Annotated in this window: 15 protein-coding genes and 1 pseudogene; 11 read left to right on the forward strand and 5 right to left on the reverse strand. The window is 66.7% G+C overall.

From position 1 onward, the window contains the following. Positions 1–43: 43 nt before the first annotated feature. Positions 44–1,897, reverse strand: coding sequence for a translation elongation factor 4 (gene lepA, locus M2317_RS12685; protein WP_429460664.1), 1,854 nt, complete (start codon positions 1,895–1,897; stop codon positions 44–46). Between the two features lie 238 nt (positions 1,898–2,135). On the opposite strand from lepA, the gene M2317_RS12690 reads away from it, so the two are divergent. The 5 genes from M2317_RS12690 (at position 2,136) to M2317_RS12710 (ending at position 8,678) form a co-directional block, all read left to right on the forward strand. Beyond that, positions 2,136–3,119 carry an ABC transporter permease gene (locus M2317_RS12690; RefSeq protein WP_429460666.1) on the forward strand — a complete coding sequence of 328 codons (984 nt, stop codon included), beginning with the start codon at positions 2,136–2,138 and terminating at the stop codon, positions 3,117–3,119. Further along, positions 3,119–4,036 (forward strand): ABC transporter permease, encoded by a 918-nt coding sequence (locus tag M2317_RS12695; RefSeq protein WP_429460667.1) that lies wholly within the window; start codon positions 3,119–3,121, stop codon positions 4,034–4,036. Before M2317_RS12690 ends, M2317_RS12695 begins: the two co-directional genes overlap by 1 nt. Further along, positions 4,033–5,964: a dipeptide ABC transporter ATP-binding protein gene (locus M2317_RS12700; RefSeq protein WP_429460669.1), complete on the forward strand. Its 1,932-nt coding sequence runs from the start codon at positions 4,033–4,035 to the stop codon at positions 5,962–5,964. The genes M2317_RS12695 and M2317_RS12700 overlap by 4 nt, the downstream gene beginning before the upstream one ends. A 162-nt stretch (positions 5,965–6,126) precedes the next feature. Next, positions 6,127–7,845 (forward strand): ABC transporter family substrate-binding protein, encoded by a 1,719-nt coding sequence (locus M2317_RS12705; protein WP_429460670.1) that lies wholly within the window; start codon positions 6,127–6,129, stop codon positions 7,843–7,845. Positions 7,846–7,943: 98 nt separating this feature from the next. After that, complete coding sequence (locus M2317_RS12710) at positions 7,944–8,678, forward strand: alpha/beta fold hydrolase (RefSeq protein ID WP_429460672.1); 735 nt, start codon at positions 7,944–7,946, stop codon at positions 8,676–8,678. Here the strand turns inward: M2317_RS12710 and M2317_RS12715 are convergent. After that, positions 8,617–9,876: an MFS transporter gene (locus M2317_RS12715; protein ID WP_429460674.1), complete on the reverse strand. Its 1,260-nt coding sequence runs from the start codon at positions 9,874–9,876 to the stop codon at positions 8,617–8,619. The genes M2317_RS12710 and M2317_RS12715 overlap by 62 nt on opposite strands. 198 nt (positions 9,877–10,074) lie before the next feature. Between M2317_RS12715 and rpsT the strand changes: the two genes are divergently transcribed. Next, complete coding sequence (rpsT, locus tag M2317_RS12720) at positions 10,075–10,335, forward strand: 30S ribosomal protein S20 (RefSeq protein WP_429460675.1); 261 nt, start codon at positions 10,075–10,077, stop codon at positions 10,333–10,335. A gap of 67 nt (positions 10,336–10,402) precedes the next feature. Here rpsT and holA read toward each other — a convergent pair whose 3' ends face one another. From holA to M2317_RS12735, 3 genes are all read right to left on the reverse strand, one after another. Further along, positions 10,403–11,434: a DNA polymerase III subunit delta gene (holA, locus tag M2317_RS12725; protein ID WP_429460676.1), complete on the reverse strand. Its 1,032-nt coding sequence runs from the start codon at positions 11,432–11,434 to the stop codon at positions 10,403–10,405. A gap of 10 nt (positions 11,435–11,444) precedes the next feature. Then, on the reverse strand, positions 11,445–13,772 hold the full coding sequence (locus tag M2317_RS12730; RefSeq protein ID WP_429460678.1) for a ComEC/Rec2 family competence protein: 2,328 nt from the start codon (positions 13,770–13,772) through the stop codon (positions 11,445–11,447). 852 nt (positions 13,773–14,624) lie between these two features. Beyond that, on the reverse strand, positions 14,625–15,620 hold the full coding sequence (locus tag M2317_RS12735) for a family 43 glycosylhydrolase (protein ID WP_429460680.1): 996 nt from the start codon (positions 15,618–15,620) through the stop codon (positions 14,625–14,627). Here M2317_RS12735 and M2317_RS12740 point away from each other — a divergent pair. The 5 genes and pseudogenes from M2317_RS12740 to M2317_RS12760 form a co-directional block, all read left to right on the forward strand. Continuing rightward, positions 15,540–15,731: pseudogene (locus tag M2317_RS12740) on the forward strand (phosphotransferase); the annotation flags it as partial. The gene M2317_RS12735 and the pseudogene M2317_RS12740 overlap by 81 nt on opposite strands. Continuing rightward, positions 15,700–16,191: a phosphotransferase gene (locus M2317_RS12745; RefSeq protein WP_429460682.1), complete on the forward strand. Its 492-nt coding sequence runs from the start codon at positions 15,700–15,702 to the stop codon at positions 16,189–16,191. The pseudogene M2317_RS12740 and the gene M2317_RS12745, both read left to right, overlap by 32 nt. Before the next feature lie 47 nt (positions 16,192–16,238). Further along, positions 16,239–16,487, forward strand: coding sequence for an aldo/keto reductase (locus tag M2317_RS12750; protein WP_429460684.1), 249 nt, complete (start codon positions 16,239–16,241; stop codon positions 16,485–16,487). A gap of 92 nt (positions 16,488–16,579) precedes the next feature. After that, positions 16,580–17,188 carry an ArsR/SmtB family transcription factor gene (locus M2317_RS12755; RefSeq protein WP_429460686.1) on the forward strand — a complete coding sequence of 203 codons (609 nt, stop codon included), beginning with the start codon at positions 16,580–16,582 and terminating at the stop codon, positions 17,186–17,188. Further along, entirely contained in the window at positions 17,185–17,403 is a 219-nt protein-coding gene (locus M2317_RS12760) for a hypothetical protein (RefSeq protein ID WP_429460688.1), read from the forward strand. The genes M2317_RS12755 and M2317_RS12760 overlap by 4 nt, the downstream gene beginning before the upstream one ends. Positions 17,404–17,417 lie beyond the last annotated feature (14 nt).

A 17,417-nucleotide genomic window follows, 5' to 3' on the forward strand; every position in this document is an offset into this window, starting at 1 on the left:
CTACCCATCCTCCCTGAGAGGGTCCTCCGACCCGCGGAGCCGACTACTTCTTCTCCTTGCCCTCGACATCACCGGAGAGCGCTGCGATGAACGCCTCCTGGGGAACCTCGACGCGGCCGACCATCTTCATGCGCTTCTTGCCCTCCTTCTGCTTCTCGAGCAGCTTGCGCTTGCGGGTGATGTCACCGCCGTAGCACTTGGCGAGCACGTCCTTGCGGATCGCGCGAATGGTCTCTCTGGCGATGATGCGCGCGCCGATCGCGGCCTGGATCGGGACTTCGAACTGCTGGCGAGGGATGAGCTTGCGCAGCCGCTCGGCCATCATCGTGCCGTAGGCGTACGCCTTGTCGCGGTGCACGATCGAGCTGAACGCATCGACCTTCTCGCCCTGGAGGAGGATGTCGACCTTCACCAGGTCCGCTTCCTGCTGGCCGGCGGGCTCGTAGTCGAGCGAGGCGTACCCCTGCGTCTTGGACTTCAGCTGATCGAAGAAGTCGAAGACGATCTCGCCGAGTGGCATGTTGTAGCGCAGCTCGACGCGCTCCTCGGAGAAGTACTCCATGCCGAGCAGAGTTCCGCGTCGGGACTGGCAGAGCTCCATGACGGTGCCGACATAGTCCTTGGGCAGCAGGATCGCGGTCTTCACCACTGGCTCCGACACCGAACCGATACGGCCGTCCGGGTACTCGCTCGGGTTCGTGACCGTGACGGTTTCGCCTGTGTCGCTCGTGAGCACCTCGTAGATCACGCTCGGCGCCGTCGTGATGAGGTCGAGGCCGAACTCGCGCTCGAGTCGCTCGGTGATGATCTCGAGGTGCAGGAGTCCGAGGAACCCGCAGCGGAAGCCGAATCCGAGCGCCACGGATGTCTCGGGCTCGTACTGCAGCGACGCATCGGAGAGTTTGAGCTTGTCGAGCGCTTCGCGCAGCTCGGCGTAGTCGCTGCCGTCGATCGGATAGATGCCCGAGAACACCATCGGCTTCGGGTCGGTGTAGCCCGGCAGCGCCTGAGTGGATGGTTTGCGCGCCGTCGTGATCGTGTCACCGACCTTCGACAGCCGGACGTCCTTCACTCCGGTGATGAGGTAACCGACCTCGCCGACCCCCAGGCCCTTCGAGGGCACCGGCTCCGGGCTGGAGACGCCGACTTCGAGAGCCTCGTGCGTCGCTCCGGTGGACATCATCTGGATCCGCTCGCGCGGGCTCAGGCTGCCATCGACCATGCGGACATACGTGACGACACCGCGGTACGCGTCGTAGACGGAGTCGAAGATCATCGCGCGTGCCGGTGCGTCCGCGTCGCCCTGAGGAGCGGGGATCTCCTGCACGAGTCGGTCGAGGAGCTCCTCGACTCCGACGCCGGTCTTGCCCGAGACGCGCAGCACGTCCTCCGGCTTGCCGCCGATGAGGGAGGCGAGTTCCTTGGCGTACTTCTCCGGGTCGGCGGCCGGGAGATCGATCTTGTTCAGCACCGGGATGATGTGCAGGTCGTTCTCGAGCGCGAGGTACAGGTTCGCGAGCGTCTGGGCCTCGATGCCCTGGGCGGCGTCGACGAGCAGGATCGCGCCCTCGCACGCGGCCAGCGAGCGCGACACCTCGTACGTGAAGTCGACGTGGCCGGGGGTGTCGATCATGTTCAGCGCGAACGTGTCGCCGTCGATCTGCCACGGCATCCGGACGGCCTGGCTCTTGATCGTGATGCCGCGCTCGCGCTCGATGTCCATCCGATCCAGGTACTGCGCGCGCATGTCGCGATCGGAGACGACTCCGGTGATCTGCAGCATCCGGTCGGCAAGGGTCGACTTGCCGTGATCGATGTGGGCGATGATGCAGAAATTCCGGATCTGCGAAGGCGGCGTCGCGGCAGGCGAGAGCGGGGTGAGAGCGCGTGGTGACATGTCTCGACGATTCTACGGTGAGCCGTCCCTAATCCCCGATTCGTCGAAACCAGTGATAGTCTCGCGAAGTTGCCTTGGCTCTCTCAGTGACACTGAGTTCCACAGGCGATACGACTCCGTAACAGACACGTAACGGTGTTGCATCGCGCAAGACCGCGGATGGTGCTTGACTATCATCCCGACCCAGCGTTGCGTCGGAAGATCCCGCGCGCGTCTGTATAGAGAAAGACTCAACACCTTGATCAAGTACCTCGTGCGCCGCCTCCTGGGGTGGGTGCTGATGATCGTCATCGCGACGAACATCACTTATTTCCTGGCATGGAACTATCTCGATCCCGAGAACAACTACGTCGGACGCCGGCCTCCGCTCTCACCCGAGCAGATCGATGCGCTTCTCGTCCCTCGGAACCTCAGCGATTCGATCCCGCTGTTCCAGCGGTGGTGGACCTGGTTCTCCAACATCCTGTTCCACTGGGACTGGGGCATGGGACCCACCGGAGAGTCGGTCAACGAGCAGGTCGCCTACCGCGTCTGGGTCAGCGCTGAGCTGGTGCTCGGCGCGACCATCATCACGACGATCCTCGGCATCGCGCTCGGCGTGTACACAGCGTCGCGGCAGTACAAGCTCGCCGACCGCATCGGCCAGGGCACGAGCATCATCACGATGAACATCCCCACCGTGGTGTCGGGCTTCGCCCTCGTGCTGCTCGCGATCAACTTCAACAACGCCGTCGGCACCACCGTGTTCTACGTCGTCGGCTCCTCCAGCCCCGGGGTCGAGGGCTTCTTCCCCGTCTTGGTGGACGTCCTCCAGCATCTGACTCTGCCGACATTGAGCCTTGTGATCACCGGGTACGCCGGCATCCACTTCCTGCAGCGCTCCCTGCTGCTCGACAACATCAAGGCCGACTACGTGCGCACGGCACGCGCGAAGGGACTGACGAAGCAGCAGGCCATCCGCAAGCACGCCCTGCGCACCTCGATGATCCCCGTCACCACGCAGGTCGCGTTCACGATCCCCGCCGTCTTCACGGGGGCGGTCCTGACCGAGACGATCTTCAACTGGAACGGCATGGGGCGGTACTTCATCACGACCCTGAACGGCAACGACATCCACGGCGTCGTCGCGGTCGCCGCGTTCGGTGCCCTCATGACGGCGATCGGCGCCATCCTCGCCGACATCACCGTTGTCATCCTCGATCCGAGAGTGCGGGTGAACTGATGTCCATCGAAGCGATCGAGGTCTCTGCGGAGATCGAGAACAAGCTGAAGACGCGCAAGCGCACGTCGCTCATGAAGCTGTACACGCGCCGCTTCATGCGCAACCGCGGTGCACTGATCGGCATCGTGATCCTCATCCTGCTCGTGCTGTTCGCGATCATCGGGCCGCTCATCTCGCCGTACAGCCCGTCGGATCTCGACTTCCTGGCGCTGCGCCAGGGGCCGTCGGCCGAGCACTGGTTCGGCACCAACGGATCCGGGAACGACAACTTCGCGCAGGTGGCGACAGGTCTTCAGCGCTCGATGATGATCGCCGTCGTCGTCGCGTTCGGCACGACGGCCGTCTCCGCTATCGTAGGCGCGACGGCTGCGTACTTCCGCGGCCCGTACGAGCGGATCATGCTCATCGTGATCCACTTCATGATGGTGATCCCGAACTTCCTGATCCTCGCGATGATCTCCAACGACGCGGGCGGCAACTGGATCGTGATCTCCCTGGTCATGGTGTTCGTGGTCGGCTGGTTCATGCCGGCGCGCATCATCTGGACGCTGTCGCTCTCACTGCGCGAGCGCGAGTACATCCACGCAGCGCGCTACGCGGGCCTGCCAGGCCTGAAGATCGTCACCCGGCACATGCTGCCGAACATCGGCTCGCTGCTCGTGATCAACTTCACGCTCGGTGTCGTCTCGGCGGTGCTGACCGAGACCGCGCTGTCGTTCCTCGGATTCGGAGTCAAGCTGCCCGACGTCTCGCTCGGTGCGCTGATCGGCTACGGCTCGAGCACCCTCGTCAGTGCTCCGTGGCTGTTCTACTTCCCCGCCCTCGCGCTGACGCTGCTGACCGTGTCGATGGCACTCATCGCCGACGGCCTGCGCGACGCCCTGGATCCGACTTCGGCGGCTGGAGGTCGCGCATGAGTACAGTACTGTCCGTCCGCGACCTCAAGGTCAGCTTCCCCTCCGAGGCCGGACGCGTGGATGCCGTGCGCGGCGTCTCGTTCGATCTCGAATCTGGCAAGACGCTCGGCATCGTCGGCGAATCCGGATCCGGCAAGTCGGTCACGTCGCTCGCGATCATGGGCCTGCTCGACGAGAACGCCAAGGTCACCGGCTCGATCATCTACGACGGCCAGGAGCTCATCGGCAAGACCGACAAGCAGCTCTCCGTGATCCGCGGCAACGGCATGTCGATGGTCTTCCAGGACCCGCTGACCTCGCTCACCCCGGTCTTCACCATCGGCGACCAGCTGATCGAAGCCCTCACGGTGCATCGCAGCCTGTCGAAGAAGGATGCGTGGGACCGCGCGGTCGAGCTGCTCTCGCTCGTCGGCATCCCGGAGCCCGAGCGCCGCATGAAGGCGTTCCCGCACGAGTTCTCCGGCGGTATGCGCCAGCGCGTCGTCATCGCGATCGCGATGGCGAACAACCCGAAGCTGATCATCGCCGACGAGCCGACCACGGCCCTCGACGTGACCATCCAGGCGCAGATCCTCGAGCTCATGGGCAAGGCGCAGGATGAGACCGGCGCCGCCATGATCATGATCACTCACGACATGGGCGTGGTGGCGAAGACGGCCGACGACGTCCTCGTGATGTACGCCGGCAAGCCTGTCGAGCACGCGGCGGTTCGCGAACTCTTCTACCACACGCGGATGCCGTACTCGATCGGCCTGCTCGGTGCGATCCCTCGGGTCGACAAGGCTGAGAAGGTCCCGCTGATCCCGATCAAGGGCAACCCGCCGCTGCTGATCGATCTGCCGGATGCCTGCCCGTTCGCGGCGCGGTGCCCGATCGCGATCGACGCCTGCCGCACGGGAGAGCCGACACTGGAGCGCATCGCCACCGAAGGCGGCGGAGACCACACCGTCGCCTGCATCCGTGCGGACGACATCGACGACGAGGGCCGGATCGGCGGGATGCCGGTGTTCCCCCTGCCGGAGATCCCCGAGAGCGCACTCGTGCAGACGCCCCGCGAAGAGCGGCCGATCATGCTCGAAGCGATCAACCTGAACAAGACCTTCCCGCTCATGAAGGGCTCGCTCTTCAAGCGCAAAGTCGGCGAAGTGCACGCCGTCAAGGGACTCAACTTCGATGTGCGCCAGGGCGAGACCCTCGCGATCGTGGGCGAATCCGGCAGCGGCAAGACCACGACCTTGCTGCAGATCATGGATCTCGTCAAGCAGGAGGACGGCGACATCCGCATCGCGGGCAAGAGCGTCGGCGACATCAAGTCCCGTGCCGAGGAGCGCAAGCTCCGTCGCGATCTGCAGATCGTCTTCCAGGACCCGATGGGCGCGCTCGACCCGCGCATGACCGTCTGGGACATCATTGCCGAGCCGATGTTCGCGATCGGCATGCCCAAGAACGAGGTCTTCGACCGCGTCGAGGAGCTCATGTCGCTCGTAGGCCTCGATCCCGCGCACAGCGACCGTTTCCCGCAGGCCTTCTCGGGCGGACAGCGTCAGCGCATCGGCATCGCACGTGCGCTGTCGACTAACCCCAAGGTCGTGGTCCTCGACGAGCCCGTCTCGGCGCTCGACGTGTCGATCCAGGCCGGTGTCATCAACCTGCTGGACGAGCTCAAGTCGAAGCTCGGGCTCTCCTACCTGTTCGTGGCGCACGACCTGGCGGTCATCCGGCACATCGCCGACCGGGTCGCGGTCATGTACCGCGGGTCGTTCGTCGAGCACGGCGATGTCGATCAGGTCTTCGACAACCCGCAGCATCCGTACACCAAGGCATTGCTGTCGGCCATCCCGATCCCGGACCCCGATGTCGAGCGCACACGCGAGCGGATCATCCTTCCGGTCGAAGGATTCGACGCCGCGACGGCCGCGGTCGGCTGAGCCGGAGCGCGCATCCGGGGCGAAACGATGACGGTTATCGAACAGTCCTGTGACGCTTTCTGCACAGTCCGATAACGAATCGGCGTGCATCGCAATCTCCCCGCCGGAGGCGACATAGTCTGCCTCTATCCCAAGTAAGGCCAAAAGGCACTAAGGAGTACCATGAAACGGCATCAGAAGCTGATGGGTATCGCCGCTCTCGGCGGCGCCCTCGCACTCGCCATGAGCGCATGTGCACCAGCGAGCAACGGTGGCGGCGGCAACGGCGGCGAGGGCGAAGGCCCCCAGACCGTCGAAGGCGCAGACTACAACCCCCAGCCCCGCGAGAACCTCGCGACCGGTGGCGAGCTGCGCATCCCCATCTCGAACATCGCCGAGCAGCTGAACTACTTCCACAGCGACGGCGACGCGCGCGTCACGCAGGTCGGAACCTGGTTCCGCCCGCAGGTGCTGCTGATGGACCCGGACGGCACGATCAAGCCGAACCCGGCGTACCTGGATGACTACTCCTTCGGTGTCGAGGACGGCAAGACCGTCCTGCACTTCAAGGTCAACGAGAAAGCCGTCTGGAACGACGGAACACCGATCGACGTGACCGCCTTCCAGGCCACCTGGACGGCCCAGAACGGCGAGAACGAGGCCTACCTCCCGAACGCGACCGACGGCTGGAAGGAAATCGAGTCCGTCGAGGCCGGCGAGAACGACCACGACGTGATCGTCACCTTCAAGGGCGAGTTCGCCTGGCCCGAGATGGTCTTCTCCCAGCTGCTGCACCCGGCCGTGAACACGCCCGAGCTCTTCAACACGGCGTTCCTCGGTGACTGGCACCCGGAGTGGGGCGCAGGTCCCTACACGGTCGAGGACTACGACAAGACCGGTGGCGTCGTGACCCTCACGCCGAACCCGAAGTGGTGGGGCGACGAGCCGCTCCTCGACAAGGTCACCTTCATCCAGATGGAGCCGACCGCTGCCGTCAACGCACTGCGCAACGGCGAGGTCGACATGGCCGAGACCGGCAGCGCCGAGCTGCTCGCCCAGGTCGAGGATCTCGAGGGCGTCGAGACCTACAAGGGTCAGGCGACCGCGAACGCGATCTTCACGCTGAACTCCGCGAACCCGGTGCTCGCCGAACTCGACGTCCGCAAGGCGATCTTCGAGGCGATCAACATCGAGCAGATCAAGGAGATCATCTTCAACGGTCTCAACTACACCGAGGAGCCCGCCGGCTCGCTGACGCTGTTCTCGTTCCAGCCCGACTACAGCAACGCTCTCGAGGAGGCCGGCCGCAAGGACGGTGACACCGAAGGTGCCAACAAGCTTCTCGACGAGGCCGGCTGGGTCGCCGGTGAGGACGGCATCCGCGAGAAGGACGGCCAGCGCCTGTCGCTCGTCTTCCCGGTTCACTCCGACACCGAGACCGCTCGTGCGCGTTCGCTCGCGGTGCAGTCGCAGCTGAAGGCTGTCGGCGTCGAGGTCGAGATCGACCAGCGTCCGTCCGCGGAGTTCGCCGAGGACTACAACACGCAGAACGGTGACCTCTTCTTCCTCAACTTCACGTCGTCCGACCCGTTCGGTGCCGCCTGGTTCTGCCAGCTGTACTGCTCGGACAGCGGCCTGAACCTGTCGGGAACCGGCACGCCGGAGATCGACAAGATGATCCACGAAGAGCTCGAGACGATCTCCGACCCGGTGGAGCAGACGAAGAAGGCCATGGAGATGGAAGCTCAGATCTTCTCCGAGACCTGGGGCATCATCCCCGTCCTGAACGGCCCGGAGATCTGGACCGTCAAGGCGGGCCTGGCGAACCTCACGCCTGAGCCCTACGTCGGCCTCGACCTGTTCGGCATCACGCCGGTCGAGAACGTCGGCTACGAGAAGTAAGGTCGCTGAGCTCGTAGAAGCGTCCTGAAGCGGGGTCGGTGGTTCATCCACCGGCCCCGCTTTCGTGCGTCCGGCACGCGGATCCCTATGCTGATGGCGTGAAGCCCCGCGTCGTCCTCGTTCACGGCATCCGCACGTCCCGCACTATGTGGCGCGGCCAGCTGGAGTATCTCGCAGCACGCGACGTCGACGCTGTCGCGATCGATCTGCCAGGGCACGGCTCGCGCATGGCCGAGCCGTTCACGCTGCCGGAGGCGTTCGCGACGATCGATCGGGCGGTACAGGATGCCGCAGCTCACGCTCCGGTGCTGCTGGTGGGCCATTCGATGGGCGGCCTGCTGGCCGCAGCCTACGCGGGGCAGGAGAACCCGCCGCAGTTGGCGGGCCTGATCGGGGCGTCCTGCACGGCTCTCCCCCGTGGCGTCGCGCTGTCGACGTATCGGTTCCTCGCCGGACGCTTCGATGCGCTTCCGGATCGCGGGATGTGGCTCACCCGACGTGTCCTCTACGCCACGCTGCCCGCCGATACCCGGCGGGACTACGAAGCTGGCGGTTATGCGCTGGACACCCAGGACACCGCGCTCGCAAGCCTCGCCGACCTCGATCTCACCGCGGCGCTCCCCCGGATCCGGATTCCGGTCTGGTGGATCAACGGACAATTCGATCAGCTCCGCATGCATGAACGGCTGTTCCAGCAGTTGACGCCGCACTCCGAACTGATCCTCGTCCCCCGCACGACGCACCTCGTCACCACGATGCGGCCGCGGGTCTTCAACGCACTGCTGGATCTGGCCGTCGCGACTCTCGCGCGGGACGCACCGCCGCCGTCATGACCGCTCCGACGACCGACAGCGCACCGGCGGCGGCGAACAGCAGCCAGAATCCGCCCATCGCAGCGACCAGGCCCGCACCGATCAGCGGCCCCAGCAGTTGACCGAGGCTGGCCGAGACGTTCACCACGCCGAGGTCTCGTGCACTGTCGAGCCCGTCCGGCAGCAGATCGGTCGCGAGCGCCAGACTCACCGACATGTACGCGCCGTAGCCGATGCCCATGACGGCCGCGGCGATCGCCGTGCCGAGGAACGTGGGGGCCGCGAGGATCATGATCGCCGACAGAGCCTGCACCAGAGCCGAGCCGATCACCAGTGTTCGGCGGCGCCCCGAGCGGTCCGAGATCCTTCCCGCGAGGAGGGACGCCGCGACGACGAAGACCGTGTAGATCACGATGAGCAGGAGCAGATCGTCCTCGGCGGTCGCCGCCGGCGAGCCGATGCCGTAGAGCACGAAGAAGAGCAGCAGGGCCGTTCCGAGCGCGTTCCCGATGTTCACGGCCAGGCGGCCGGCGAGCAGCCAACGGAAATCGTGATCCCGCAGGGCGCCCCAGCGGTCCCGGCGGGACTCGACGCCGCCCGATTCGGCGTGGAACGGATCCGGCAGCAGCAGCGCCGCTCCGATTCCGACGATCAGCATGAACCCCGCCAGCACCAGATAGCCCTCGAGGATCCCGAGACCGAGCAGGACGACGGCGCCCACCCCGACGACGATGCCGACGGCCTGCGCCGAACTCACCAGAGCGGATGCCGCGCCGCGCTGCTCGTCGATCTGATCCGCGATCAGCGCCGTCAGGGCCGCTGAAGTGACGGCGATCCCGATGGAGACGCCGATCCAGGCCGCGCCTACCATCATCGGCTCGGTCTGCAGCCCGGTCAGGACGAGGGATGCCGCGGTGAGGACGGAGCCGGAGAGCACCCACGGGCGCCGCCTGCCCCACCGGGAGGCCGTGCGATCCGAGAGCGCCCCTGCGATGGGGCCTGCGATGACGCCCGCCATCCCGCCGACGGACAGGATGAGCCCCGACCAGACGACCCCGCCGACCCACGCGCTCTTCCCGCCCGGCGTGTCCAGCTGCAAGGGAAGCAGCAGCTGGATCGGCGTCAACTGCGCGGTCCAGACCGCGAGCCAGGCGATGGCGAAGAACGTGAGCCATGGCCCGCCGACCCGTCGTGGAGCTCGCACCGATGCATCCGTCATGGCGGCTCCTTCGTGTCGATAGCGCTCAGCTTGCCGCATCCAGCGGCTCGCGTGCCACCAGCGCGCAGGAGTTCACGGCAAACCTGGTAAGCTTGGTTCTTGGCTTGCGTGTGGGTGAACCCCTCACGACCGCTGGAAAGCAGCCCCTCTACTGCTCCCGGCATTCCCAATCCCAACTCTGAACGAAAGCTTCCACGCGTGGCAAACATCAAGTCGCAGATCAAGCGCATCAAGACCAACGAGAAGGCGACGGCCCGCAACAAGGCCGTCAAGTCCGAGCTCAAGACCGTCGTCCGTCAGACCCGTGAGGCTATTGCCGCCGGTGACAAGGCTGCTGCCGAGGCAGCGCTGAAGAAGGCGACCAAGAAGCTCGACAAGGCCGTCAGCAAGGGCGTCATCCACGAGAACCAGGCAGCGAACCGCAAGTCGGCCATCGCCAAGCAGGTCGCGGCTCTCTGAGCCGAGTCTTCCCGAAGGCCCGTCCCGTTCGCGGGGCGGGCCTTCGTCGTGTTCGCGGGTGACGGGCCTACTCGGCGAACGGCGCCCGCGTGGCGATGACCGTCACCATACGCTCGAGCGCGAAGATCGGGTCGCGCGCCGCGCCCTTCACCTCGGCATCCGCCCTGGCCGTCGCCTGGATCGCGAGACCGAGCGAGCGCTCGTTCCAGCCGGCGAGGTCTCGCCGCGCCCTGTCGATCTGCCAGTCCTTCATGCCGAGGCGCGACGCGATCTCGCGGCTCGAACCGCGGATGCCGGCGACCTTGGCCATCGTGCGCAGCTTCATCGCGAACGCCGCGACCATCGGAACCGGGTCGGCTCCAGAAGCCAGCGCGTGCCGCAGCGACACCAGCGCCTCTCCGTACCGACCGGCGATCGCCGTATCGGCGACGACGAACGCCGACACCTCGACCCGCCCGCCGTAGTATTTCGTGACGACGTCCTCGGTGATGTCGCCTTCGACGTCGTTGATCAGCTGCTGGCACGCGGCCGCCAGCTCGGTCAGGTCATCGGCGAACGCGGAGACGAGGGCACGCAGCGCCTGCGGCTGGATGCGCTTGTTCGCCGCCTTGAACTCCCCCGCCGCGAAATCGAAGCGATCGCTGTCGCGCTTGACCGCGACGCAGGCGATCTCGATGCCCCCGCCGGTACCCGCGCGCAGCGCATCAAGCAGCTTCTTACCGCGGACCGTCGCACCGGTGTGCCGCAGGACGACGGTCGCGCCCTCCTGGGGGTGCTCGAGGTATGACAGGGCCTCCTGCAGGAAGGCGTCCGAGCACTTCTCGACGCCGGAGACGCGCACCAGCCGTGGCTCGCCGAACAGCGACGGCGAGGTGACGGCGAGCAGAGTTCCTGCCGCGTAGTCGTCGGCACGGATGTCGCTCACTTCGAGCGCCGGGTCCTCGGTGCGAAGATAGTCGCGGATACCGGCGATGGCGCGCTCGGCGCACACCTCTTCCGGCCCGGAGACGAGCACCAGCGGTGCGGGACGCGGCTCTCGCCAGGACACCTGCGGGATCTTCGCCGCCGTCTTGCGTGCGGGTGTTCGAGCAGCTGCCATGGGTTTCAGCCTACCCGGGGCCGCCGACCTCGCCGGGTGCGTCTGCATCGTCCGAACGCTCCGTCCAGACGACGAGCCCGCTCTCGCGCCGGCCCACCAGGATTCGTCCCTGCTGGTCGGTGCGCAGGACTGAGGCGCCGGTCGCCGCGACGAGGTCCATGGTCTCCTCCCGCGGGTGCCCGTAGTCGTTGTCGGCACCGACGCTGAAGAGCGCGACCGCCGGGCTCAGGGCCGCGTACAGTCCGGCATCCTGGTCGGCACTCCCATGGTGAGCGACCTTGACCACCTCATACGGCGGCCGGAGCAGTCCGGATGCCGCGAGCAGACGCTGCGGGGTCGCCGACAGGTCCCCGAGAAAGATCGAACGCGGCACATCGGTGCCCTCCATATCGATGACCACGCTCGCGTCGTTGCCAGCGGGGAACGCCGCCTGGTTCGCGCGCGGCCAGAGCACGCGCCAGTTCGCGTCGCCGAGCGTGCCGCGCTGGCCGGCGGAGGCCTCGACCGCCGCCGCACCGCCTGCCGCGAACGCGGCGATCAGGCTTTCGTCCTCCGGCTCCCCCGCCGGACCGTGCAGCATCGTGCCGACGCGTCCGACCAGCGCGGATGCGCCACCCGCGTGATCCAGGTCGAAGTGCGTGAGCACGAGCAGATCGACCCGCTCCACGCCGAGCGACGACAGGCAGCGGGTCAGCGCTTCCGGTTCCGGTCCGGTGTCGATCACCGCGATCCGCGCATCCGAACGAACGACGAGGCTGTCGCCCTGTCCGACGTCGCACGCCGCGATCGACCAGTCCGCGGGGACGGCCACGACCGCGAGCGGTCCGTCCAGCAGGATGCGCGCCGCCCCCAGCGCGATCCCGACGACGAGCACGGCGCTGGCGGCGCGCTGCATGGTCCGCGGTGGGCCCGCGCCTGCGCGGCTCCGGCACAGCAGAACCGCGCAGGCTGCACTCAGCACCAGGACGATGGCCGCTGTGAGGATGCCGGGGACGACGAGCAGTTGCGCCCCCGGCATCGCTGCGGTCGTCGTCGCGGTCGTGGCGATCCACGCGGCCGGAAGCCAAGCGGACGCCGCCAGGAGATCTGCCGCGAAGGGAACGGGAGCGGCGAGGCACGCGAGCAGCCCGACGACCGTGGCGATGGGTGCGGCCGGGGCTGCGAGCATGTTCGCCACGATGCCGATGAGCGACTGCTGCTCGGCGAACAGCGCGATGATCGGCCCGCAGACCAGCTGGGCGGCGATGGGCACGGCGATGCCGAGGGCGAGTGGATGCGGCATCCACCGTTCCAGACCTCGGGCGATCGGCGGGGCCAGGAGGACGAGGGCGCCCGTCGCCGCCGCCGACAGCGCGAATCCCGGGGTCGCCGCCAGCCAGGGATCCGACACGAGGATGCCGGTGACCGCGAGGCACAGCACGCTCGCGCCCGCACTCGGGCGCCCGAGCAGCACCGATAGCATGGCCAACCCGGCCATCGTGGCCGCACGGATCACGCTCGGCTCGGGCGTCACGAGGACCACGAACGCGGCGAGCGTCGCGAGCGCGACGCCCACGCGTGTCTTCCGGCCGCCGCCGCACAGCGCGACGAACCAGAACGCGGCGCCGACGACGATCGCGCAGTTCGCGCCGCTGACCGCGGTGAGATGTGAGAGCCCGCTGGTGAGCATCGCCTCGTTCAGCTCGGCGGACACCGCGGTGGTGTCGCCGACCGCGAGCCCGGGGAGCAGACCGGCGCCTGGTTCGGGCAGACGAACAGCACGGGTCACGAAGTCCGCCCTCGTCGCGGCGGCGATCGCGAAGACGCCCTTCGCAGGTGAGATCACCTCGGAGGAGGTCGCGAACACCACCAGGGCCGCGCGTTCGAAGGGCTCGGTCGCCATCACCTGGCCCGTCACCCGGATCCGCGCGCCCAGCACGGCATCGTCCAGCGCGTCGACCCCGACGCGCACGGCGACCGAAAGTTCACGCTCGGCACCCCGCGGCCCGATCCGTACCGTCTGCGCGTCGAACCACACCCGACCGTCCGCACCCGTCGTGCTTGAGGACGACACATCCGCCTCGACGGTCACGATCCGTCCGTCGAGCTCGGCGGCCGCCGAACGCACGGGGATGCTGATCGCGCAGGTGAGCGCCACGGCTGCTGCCCCGGCGCAGGCGAGAGCCGCGAGCGATGCCCCACCGCGGCCTTGCCTCCGCGCAACAAAGACGAGCGCCGCGCCGGTGCTCAACGAACATGCCAGCATCCACCAGCCCAGCGCGGGCACGAACGCGCATGCCAGCGCGGCAACCCAGGCGGCGGACGCCACCGGCACGAGCCGCAGATCGCGGCGGCTCACGCGCGCACCTGGTCCCGTAGACCCACCAACTCGCAGCAGTGCCGCCCCGGAGACGCTACCTGTCCGAGCACCAGAACGGAGACCTCCGCCGGCGCCACGGTGAGCGGCGGCGCCCATGAGCGCGGCCGGGGCGCATCGAATTCCGCTGGCACTCCGCCACGCTACGCAAAACGGTCGATGCCGCGATGCGATGATCCCGGCATCAGTGGAGAGTTCCGACGATGCCGGAATCGGTGCAGTGCGAGTGCGGCCTCAGCTTTGACGACGATGCGACCCGACGTCCGACCGCGAACCGGCAACTGGTCCTTGAGCACGCCGCAGACGGGTCTCTTGGCATACGGGTGACGGTCTCGGCGTCCGCGGCATCGGCACGGTCGAGCGAATCCTCGATGGCGGATTGCTGGCCGTGGTTCTCTCCCGGACCAATCGATCCCTGACAAGACAAAGGACGACGCGCAGGAGCCCGCACTCGGTTCAGCCTGTGAGGGCTTCACGCGTTAGAACAGCCGGCAGAGAGACTACTCGTTGCTGAGGTGCACCGTCGGTGGCGCCCATCGCGGTGGCCTCATAGCTGAATTCGTCGCTCTCGAGGTGGACGTCTTCCTCGGGTCACTGGATGTCAGCATCGCGTTCGCGGTCTTGGTCATGTCGCTGGTCAGTCGGACGAGAACGATTCGCCCTCCGCGGGACCTCGACGGTAGGGGCCCAGTAGAGGCACCTAGTGAGGCCGGCGTCAGCGACCCAGTAGATCTCGATAGCGCCTCCGGTTCAGGCCCTTCTACCTTGGTCTGGTCGGCTTCCTCCGATGTTGCTTGACTCGTTCGAGGGGCTGGGCGTCAAAGCTCTCTTGGATCAAGTGATTAGGAACGGAGGGACGATCGCCTGGGGTCTGGGAGTGAGCGCCTCGATCTCGATGTGTTGGAAGTGCGCCTGAGCGTCGCCGACGTGCACGAGAGCGAGGTGTGCGGCGACAAACCATTCGGCTGCCTCCGCGGACATCAGGCGTGCCGATACTGATCCGATCTCGACGTCGTCGGCCCTCAGGACGTAGGAGCCGGGCCGCGCCTCGATTTCAAGGTGTACGGGTGCGTCGCCTGGCAACGAAGTCGACTTCTCGGAGATGAGGTCGTCTACTCGTACGACAAAGTGAACCTCGCGCGCTTCGCCGCTGCCGAGGACCATTGCGCTCGCGTGGTGACGCCGGTCGGTAACCACGCCGATGCCCGCGGCTGAGCCAATGGGTATCGAGATCAGGGATGCAGACAAGCGCATGTCATCGGCCGTTTGCGCACGCAGTATCACGCCAGCTGTTCGGCCATCGGATAGCGGAGCGCCACCGTCGACGAATACGTCATCTCCATCAACGACCGCGGGCCGGGGACTGCGCAGCGCGAGCCAGCCGTCGTCACCCCCGGTGCCCAGGCTGACTGAATCCGCATCACCGAGCACCTCAACGCCAACGTCAACAACGATCTCGGTGGTGCCTGCGTTCCCGACCACAGGCCAGCCGTCATCCGTCCATCTGACAGGGAGAAGGAAGGTCTCGCGACCGATGTTGTGGTGCTGCGCGAGTGGCGCGTGCCTGGTGCCGAGCGCGACCGCCCACCAGCGTCCGTCGGCTGCTTCTACGAAGTCGGCGTGGCCGAGCGATTGGATCGGGTGTCCGACGCGGTCACGGTGCGTCAAGATCGGATTGTGGGGGGCCGGTTCGAACGGGCCCCATGGTGAGCGACTCCGTCCATCCTCGACTCCAGCTTTCGCGTCGCGATCCCACGCGTCGTCGCGGCCGGGGCTCCATCTGCGGCATTCAACCGACCTTGGTCTGTTCGCGAGTGGATCGACGGGCACACTTTGACTTCGGTTGAAGCGCGCGAGCGTGAGAGTGCCATCAGCAGCTTGGGCGACGCCCTCAGGGAGTTGCAGGCCTGTGACACGGCCGGAGCCCCTTGGGCTGGTAGCGCATCTTTCTACCGCGGCTGTCACATCAGCGCGGTCGGCGAGGGAGTACAGGGTCAGCTCCCCCTCCTGGAAAGGCGCCAAGCCGGGGGGATGCCAGGCACTCTGGGATGCGGCCGTTGCCACAGTGTGGACCGAGCCACCGGTGTGGGTCCATGGTGATGTCGCACCAGGCAACATGCTGTTCGACAGCAATGGCCACCTGACCGCACTTATCGACTTCGGGCAGACATGCGTGGGTGATCCCGCCTGCGACCTGGCCTTCGCATGGTTGAGCTGCAGTACTCACGAGCGTGATCGGCTGCGCGACCGGCTTGAGCTGCCGGAGGATGCATGGCTACGAGGAGCCGCCTGGGCGATGTGGAAGGCACTCATCAGTTCTCCCGAGGAGATGCACACAAAATATGGGCGCTCACGTGATGCCGTGCTGAACGACGTCGCCGATTTGATGGCGCGACACTGAGACGAACGACTGCTTGCACACCGGCGAACCAGGCGCTCATCAGCCCGGTGAAGAAGCTCGCCCAGGAGAAGGATGCAACGGCGGCCCAGATCGCTTCGGCATGGCTGCTCGCGAAGTATCCATCCATCGTCCCCGTCCCCGGCATCCGCCACATCGACCGGATTCGGGAGAACGCTGCGGCCACGCAGGTCTCGCTGTCAGCCGATGAACTCTCAGGCCTGAATGCCCTCGCACGCGACGTCGGGGTCGCCGGGGATCGGTATGACGCCCGACGAATGGCGTTCATCGACCGCTGACACAACAGCGTCCCAGCTCGGCGGTCCACAAGCGCCGAGAACCTTGCAAAGAAACGCTTGCAAACATCTACTTGCAAGGATATCTTTGCACTATGAGCGAGAACGAGCAGGGACGAACCCTCGACGCCGGGGCGCTGAAGGCGCTGGCGCACCCGTTGCGTGTGAGGATCTACGACATCCTCAGCGAGCGGGGCCCGCAGACCGCGAGCACGCTGGCCAAGCTGATCGGCGAGACCTCGGGTGCCACGAGCTATCACCTGCGCGCGCTGGCCGGTCACGATCTCATCCGCGAGGTACCCGATCGGGGCACCGCGAGAGAGCGCTGGTGGGAGCGCCCCAAGGGTCGCATCAACCTCCCCGGTCCCGACGAAGCCAGCACACCGGCCGGACGCGCTGCCGCTCAGATCGTCACGTCCGAGTTCTTCCTGCTGCGCCATCGCGCTCTCATGGACTACCTGAACCGCCCGGCCTCCGAGACGCCCGAAGGGTGGGAGGACGCGGGGCTCGTCACGACAACGATGCTCGACCTCACCCCCACGCAGATGGCGGAGCTCAAGGAAGAGATCACCGGGTTCATCAATACCGTGATCGAGCGCTACAAGAACGACGAGAGCACGCCGGGGCCACGCCGCGTCTCCATGCGTACCGACATCTTCGATATCGCCACCCGCTCCGACGCAGACTCCGAGGAGGAATCATGACCGCCGTCACCCTGAACCACGCAGGACCCACTCGCCTGGAGACGACGCTGCTGCGTCTCGCCGCGCTCCTCAACGCTTACGTCGCACACCGGCGCGAACTCCGAGCCGAACGCCGCGCCCGAGAGCTCGCAGCGCTCCGCGAAGCCCAGGTGCGCCCGACGGATCCGCGGGAGCTCGATGTCGCGCTGCTCTCAATGGGGTCGCGGCCGCGCTGAGCAGTACCCAGGAT

The organism is Microbacterium sp. ZKA21, from assembly GCF_050434165.1.
Taxonomy (GTDB): domain Bacteria; phylum Actinomycetota; class Actinomycetes; order Actinomycetales; family Microbacteriaceae; genus Microbacterium.

Excerpts from the sequence above, each read along its gene's own strand:
- M2317_RS12715 (WP_429460674.1), bottom strand. The coding sequence starts at position 9,876 with ATGACGGATGCATCGGTGCGAGCTCCACGACGGGTCGGCGGGCCATGG.
- M2317_RS12755 (WP_429460686.1), top strand. The coding sequence starts at position 16,580 with ATGAGCGAGAACGAGCAGGGACGAACCCTCGACGCCGGGGCGCTGAAG.
- M2317_RS12760 (WP_429460688.1), top strand. The coding sequence starts at position 17,185 with ATGACCGCCGTCACCCTGAACCACGCAGGACCCACTCGCCTGGAGACG.
- M2317_RS12700 (WP_429460669.1), top strand. The coding sequence starts at position 4,033 with ATGAGTACAGTACTGTCCGTCCGCGACCTCAAGGTCAGCTTCCCCTCC.
- holA (WP_429460676.1), bottom strand. The coding sequence starts at position 11,434 with ATGGCAGCTGCTCGAACACCCGCACGCAAGACGGCGGCGAAGATCCCG.
- lepA (WP_429460664.1), bottom strand. The coding sequence starts at position 1,897 with ATGTCACCACGCGCTCTCACCCCGCTCTCGCCTGCCGCGACGCCGCCT.
- M2317_RS12705 (WP_429460670.1), top strand. The coding sequence starts at position 6,127 with ATGAAACGGCATCAGAAGCTGATGGGTATCGCCGCTCTCGGCGGCGCC.
- M2317_RS12695 (WP_429460667.1), top strand. The coding sequence starts at position 3,119 with ATGTCCATCGAAGCGATCGAGGTCTCTGCGGAGATCGAGAACAAGCTG.